At 45.8% G+C, this 6,007-nt stretch carries 5 protein-coding genes; all 5 read right to left on the minus strand.

Translation table 11 applies throughout. The features are described from left to right. Positions 1–254: 254 nt before the first annotated feature. The 5 genes from B2Z67_RS02175 to B2Z67_RS02195 all read right to left on the minus strand — a co-directional run bounded on the left by B2Z67_RS02175 (position 255) and on the right by B2Z67_RS02195 (position 5,933). Positions 255–1,703, minus strand: coding sequence for a lipopolysaccharide biosynthesis protein (locus tag B2Z67_RS02175; protein ID WP_291528180.1), 1,449 nt, complete (start codon positions 1,701–1,703; stop codon positions 255–257). 88 nt (positions 1,704–1,791) lie between these two features. After that, complete coding sequence (locus B2Z67_RS02180; protein WP_291528181.1) at positions 1,792–2,391, minus strand: helix-turn-helix domain-containing protein; 600 nt, start codon at positions 2,389–2,391, stop codon at positions 1,792–1,794. 23 nt (positions 2,392–2,414) lie between these two features. Beyond that, a complete protein-coding gene (metG, locus tag B2Z67_RS02185) occupies positions 2,415–4,454 on the minus strand; it encodes a methionine--tRNA ligase (RefSeq protein WP_291528182.1) in 2,040 nt (679 codons plus the stop codon). Positions 4,455–4,594: 140 nt separating this feature from the next. Continuing rightward, on the minus strand, positions 4,595–5,539 hold the full coding sequence (locus tag B2Z67_RS02190) for an acyltransferase family protein (RefSeq protein WP_291528183.1): 945 nt from the start codon (positions 5,537–5,539) through the stop codon (positions 4,595–4,597). Between the two features lie 151 nt (positions 5,540–5,690). After that, positions 5,691–5,933, minus strand: coding sequence for a hypothetical protein (locus B2Z67_RS02195; RefSeq protein ID WP_291528184.1), 243 nt, complete (start codon positions 5,931–5,933; stop codon positions 5,691–5,693). Between the last annotated feature and the right edge of the window lie 74 nt (positions 5,934–6,007).

Consider the following 6,007-nt stretch of genomic DNA (forward strand, 5'->3'; position numbering starts at 1 on the left):
AGAATTGCTTGTATTGCGCAGCACATAGGGAGTGCAAATCATCGGGAGCACCTCTTTCAGCTTCGGCAGAAAGTGCAGCTTGGGACGGTGCAGGTACGTCACGCCGGGGTACTTCTCCGCATCGGCAAACGGCTGGTCGGATGAGTCGGGGGACAAGGATTTTTATGTCTGTACGGCTATAGTAGTCGAGTAGTCTGCGCAGGCGTTCGGGGCGGTTGTGTCAGGGATGATTACGGTTACATTTTGCAGTGTCATCATTCTATAGTTTTCTTTTTAAACAGATATTGAAGGCTTTCCCGGAATACAGTAGACTTCAGACTCCACATAAAAAGTATGTAAAGGGAAGCGGCCAAAGCAACCTTTACCAGTAGTGAAAGATAGATATTCTCTATATAACTTCCCACCCAATACGTGAAAGCCATTACGGCTATAGAAATAATAAGGTAAGGAACAATATCTTTCAATGTATTGAACAGGGAGATTCCTATAAGCCTATGGGCAAAATAGTGCCAGACCAATAACCAGAGAATATTAACGGTAGTATAAACTATCAGCATTACATTCAATCCATATGGATAACTGCCCCATACGCATAACAGTTGGAAGATGCCCAGTGCAATAGTGTTCCACATAAAGATGTTCGGTCGTCCGAGACTGTTCATTAGATTAGTATATAGGGTTGCAATGGGCATGAAGGCTCCCCATACGCATAATATCTGCATCACGGGTACACAAGGCAACCACTTCTCGGTGATGCTTATAACAATCAATTCCCGTGAAACGATGCATAGTCCCAACATGGCGGGGAAGCTTACGAAAGCGGTGAAGCGCATCAGCTTGCGGAATATGTTTTGCAGGCGTTGCAAATCTTCCGAAGCTTCCCTAAATACGGGTTGCCCCACACTGTTTATCATTCCGAAGATGGTGGAGTAACCCATGGTGGTCCACTTGCTTCCTTGTGAGTAGTAACCTGCCTGCCTGATAGTATAGAAATACCCCAACAGGGCGGAGAAGATGTTATTGTTGATATGTGTGAACAGCGAGGTAAAAAGCAGTTTACTGCTGAAAGGCAGCAATGCCCGCAACGGATGCATACGGAATGAAAGCGTAGGATGCCAGGGCGAAAATATCCAAAGTAACACGGTGTTGGTACTGACATACAATACTGTTTGCAGGGCAATTCCCCAATATCCCCAACCATGATAGGCGCAAGTGACGCCCGCAACTCCCGAGATGATGATAGCCGCAATCTGTATCTGGCTACGTTCTTTCACCATGAGGTTGCGGAAGAAGTATGCTGTGGGTGCGGTGCCGAAACTTCCGATAAAGAAACTGAGGAATTGAAAGCGTGCCAGCCGCGTCAGTTCCGGAGTATCATAAAAGTCGGCAATCAAGGGGGCACAGATGAAAAGTATCATATAGAGTGACGCACCGATGCTGATGTTAAACCAGAATACAGCATTATAATCTTCGTGCTTTACCTCTTTCTTGTTGACAAGTGCCAGGATGAAACCACTTTCAGAGAAAACTCCGGCCATAGCGGAGAAGATAGTCAGCACAGCTACCATACCATAGTCGGTGCTGGATAATAAGCGGGCAAGGAATATCCCGAAGACAAGACTCAGCAATTGCATGAAGCCATTGCCTACACCTCCCCAGAATAATCCTTTAGCTGTTTTTTCTTTCAGTGATGTTTCTGCCATTGCTTGCCCGATTTATGATTAAGATACATTCAATTGCGTTTAATTCTCTGATAAATCTCGATTAAATTGCTCGTAAATTGCTTGTAAATTATCCCTTTTTAAGAAGCCAGTCAGAATGGATACCTTTGGATATATTTTCTATTTTATCTTGCTTCTTGAGCTTCGTAAGCAAATTCCCTACCTTGTAATACTTCTGGTCATCGTCCAAAACGTCCGGTAACTTATTCCAAAGTAATTCTATTATTTCTTTCTTTGTAAGCGTACCGTGCTCTGTAAGCGCTTTAAGAATCAGGTCACAATAATAACTATCTTCAAATCCTTTGTTGTTAGAATAGGCTGTTTTCTGATCTATGAGAACTCTTTTCCCCTGATACATGATTTCATGTATTTCCGTAAAAGTGATACCGTAGTTGGTTCCTTCGGCTATTTCCCTTTTTAGGGCGTCAAGTGAAGGGCGAGTCGGTTTATATGAACTACCTAAGATGGCATGAGTCTTATCATGAATGCCGAATAACAACCAGGCAGATTCCTTTTGGCTAAGATTGGCTTCATTACTAAGAGCCGAGAAGTATTCTCCTAACTTTAGCGTGTCGAATCCATTCTGGGCTTTCTTGAATTCTACAACTTCATTCTCTCCCGGCAAATGGATGAAATCCTCCAGAAGTGTTATGAGTTCTTGGGTTGTCATTCGGCATTAAGGTTGTAAGAACATTACTTCACCTCACTACCCGGCTTCACCTCCTTCATGGTAGTAACCACAGAGAGCGAACCGTCGAAGTTCTCGGCAGAGAGAATCATACCTTCGCTGACAATACCTTTCAGCTTGCGCGGTGCAAGGTTGGCAATGAAACAGACTTGTTTGCCTACCAGTTCCTCCGGATTGTAGTGCTGTGCAATGCCGCTGACGATGGTACGGTTCTCCAAGCCGTCGGCTATCTTGAATTGCAGCAACTTGTCGGCTTTGGGCACTTTCTGGCATTCCAGTACGGTGCCTACACGGATATCCAGCTTCATGAAGTCGTCGAATTCAATGTTCGGACGGATAGGATTTGCCTTATAGTCGGCTTCTTCGTTGGCCTTTCTGGTATCGAGCAACTTCTGCACCTGCGTTTCGATAACGCTGTCTTCAATCTTTTCAAAGAGCAGCTCGGGCGTACCCAGTTGATGTCCGGCCGACAACAAGTCGGTGCTGCCCAGTGTTGCCCAGTCGAAGCTGTGCATGTTCAGCATCTTGCGCAGTTTTTCGCTACTGAACGGCAGGAAAGGTTCAAAGGCGATTGCCAGGTTGGCTACCAGTTGCAGGGAGATATTCAGGATAGTGGCCACGCGTGCCATGTCTGTCTTGGCAAGCTTCCAAGGTTCGGTGTCTGCCAGATATTTGTTTCCGATGCGGGCAAGATTCATCGCCTCTTTCTGTGCGTCGCGGAACTTGAATACATCCAATAGCTTTTCTACTTCGACTTTCACGTCGGAAAACTCTTTCAAAGTCTCCCGGTCATAATCCGTCAGTTCACCGGCGGCGGGTACTACACCGTCGAAGTACTTCTTGGTAAGTTGCAGGGCGCGGTTCACGAAGTTTCCGAATACGGCTACCAACTCGTTGTTATTGCGCGCCTGGAAATCTTTCCAGGTAAAGTCGTTATCTTTTGTTTCGGGCGCATTGGCAGTGAGCACATAGCGCAGCACATCCTGCTTGCCCGGGAAGTCCAGCAGATACTCGTGCAACCATACCGCCCAGTTGCGTGAAGTGGAAATCTTGTCGCCTTCCAGGTTCAGGAATTCATTGCCCGGTACGTTATCGGGCAGGATAAAGCTACCCTCCGCCTTTAGCATGACAGGGAACACGATGCAGTGGAACACGATATTGTCTTTACCGATGAAGTGGATGAGGCGTGTTTCGGGGTCTTTCCACCAAGTCTCCCAGGTGTCGGGCAACAACTCTTTTGTATTGCTGATGTAGCCGATAGGGGCGTCAAACCATACATAGAGAACCTTCCCTTCGGCGCCTTCTACAGGCACCGGAATACCCCAGTCGAGGTCACGGCTCACGGCACGGGGTTGCAGTCCCATGTCGAGCCAACTCTTGCACTGGCCGTACACGTTGGGGCGCCATTCTTTGTGGTCTTCCAGAATCCATTGGCGGAGCCAGTTTTCGTGCTTGTCGAGCGGCAAATACCAGTGTTTGGTTTCGCGCATCACGGGTTTGCTTCCGCTGATGGTGCTTTTCGGATTAATCAAGTCCGTAGGGCTAAGGCTGGTGCCGCACTTCTCGCACTGGTCGCCGTAAGCGCCTTCTGCGTGGCAGTGGGGACATTCGCCGGTGATATAGCGGTCGGCAAGGAAAGTCTTGGCTTCCTCGTCGTAGTATTGCATGCTGTTTTTCTCAATGAATTCGCCTTTGTCATACAGTTTGCGGAAGAATCCGGAGGCTACGTCATGGTGGGTTTTGGAAGTTGTGCGACTGTACACATCGAACGAGATACCGAAGTCTTTGAACGAGTCCTTGATTAGCGTATGGAAACGGTCTACCACATCCTGCGGCGTAACGCCTTCTTTCCTGGCGCGGATGGTGATGGGCACTCCATGTTCATCCGAACCTCCGATAAAAATTACATCTTCTTTTTTCAATCTCAGGTAGCGGACATAGATGTCGGCGGGTACATAAACACCGGCCAGGTGTCCGATATGAACCGGTCCGTTAGCGTAAGGCAATGCCGACGTAACGGTAGTGCGTTTGAATTTCTTTTCCATTATGATATTGTATCTCTTTTACAATGAGCGTATTTTAGTGTGCAAAGATAGCAGTTTTCTACTCAAAGAGAAAGAGAAGATAATGAAATATCCAAAGCCTTACGGCAGAAACCGATATATTTATTCTTGTCCGGCGCGGTTTATTGCCGGTTCAGTATAACGTCTTTCCCAAAGAAGAAACGGGAGAGGCGCAGTTTATCCATAGTCCATGCTATTGCTATGCAACCGCCTATCGCGAAAACCACAGATATTACCATAAACAGCATTCCGGTGGGTTCAAATAGCAAGAAAGGCAGAAACGCCTTGCTTATGATTGTGAATACGGGCGAGAATAGCAGGATTACAAGTGTATTTCTGCCTATGAAATAAAAGTATTGCCTGATTAATCGGGGCAGGTAATTGTGTATATATAATAATGTGCTGACGGACAGATAAGTAATAACCACTCCTGCCAATGTTCCTCTATCCAGGTTGTCCGGAAAACAACAGAGTACAACCAAAGGGACGACAGCCGGTAGCGACGGCGGAATGACGCGTGTAAATGGCAGTTTGCATTGTTTGATGATTGTTCCCGCAAGGAAATAAATGGCATTGGCGAATACGATTAACCCTCCGCAACAGGATATCGCAAACAAGGCAAGCCCAAAGACAATTAACCGTGATAGTGTTTTCATCCGCAGCCAATGGAATACACAATATTGTATAAGGCTACAGATTATCAGAGTATGCAGGTACCAGTAAGGTCCCAAGGGAGATACGAATATTTTGCTCAACAGGATAGCCGGAGTGATTTCGGTCACCGCTTCTCTTACGGGTAATATACAGGATGCTATGACGTAGCCTGTTTCCATAACTGCGTACGGTATGATAATCCATAGAAGTTTCCTGGCGAAACTTCTGATAGATTTCCCTGTGCTATCCACAGCCAGATAGCCGGATATGATGAGAAAGCCCGACATGTGGAATGTGTACACGATTTGCTTGGAATAGGGGTAATTATCTCCTATATATACTAAATGAAAGGCTACCATTAAAAGGATAAAGATGCTTTTCAAGTAGTCCAGTTCATTTATACGCTGTTCCATGAATTTCGCAGTTAGCATTATTAGATGGTGCAAATGTAATGGTTTTTAGTAAAAGTAAAATAAAAAAAGAAGGAAAATTCACGAGCTACAGGTACAACATTTTGAATACATATACGGATATTCCGTATAAATAGCCACAGAAATACCGGGTTTATGCAACAATCGTCTGCTTCCTGCGCACACCACATATAGATGGAGCGCGCACGGGATATATCCGGTGGTTGAACCACATATATCCGGTGCGCGAACCAGATATATGCCGTGCGCGAACCAGATATATCCGGTGTGCGAACCGCATATATGCCGTACGACAACTATACATTTTCGGTACAAAAGCTACATAAATCCGGTAGGAATAAACCATTAAAAAAGCCTTTGGGAGAGGCTTTCGCATTTTTTAGAGATGTACAGATTTCGATATCTACCTATCAGTCAGCAAGATACAGATTTTCGCTTCGATATTTCCAA

It is taken from the genome of Bacteroides sp. UBA939 (genome assembly GCF_002293435.1).
Classification (GTDB): domain Bacteria; phylum Bacteroidota; class Bacteroidia; order Bacteroidales; family Bacteroidaceae; genus Bacteroides.

Bases quoted from the DNA above. Each gene is read 5' to 3' on its own strand.
- B2Z67_RS02175 (WP_291528180.1), bottom strand. From the start codon at position 1,703: ATGGCAGAAACATCACTGAAAGAAAAAACAGCTAAAGGATTATTCTGG.
- B2Z67_RS02180 (WP_291528181.1), bottom strand. From the start codon at position 2,391: ATGACAACCCAAGAACTCATAACACTTCTGGAGGATTTCATCCATTTG.
- metG (WP_291528182.1), bottom strand. From the start codon at position 4,454: ATGGAAAAGAAATTCAAACGCACTACCGTTACGTCGGCATTGCCTTAC.
- B2Z67_RS02190 (WP_291528183.1), bottom strand. From the start codon at position 5,539: ATGGAACAGCGTATAAATGAACTGGACTACTTGAAAAGCATCTTTATC.
- B2Z67_RS02195 (WP_291528184.1), bottom strand. From the start codon at position 5,933: ATGCGAAAGCCTCTCCCAAAGGCTTTTTTAATGGTTTATTCCTACCGG.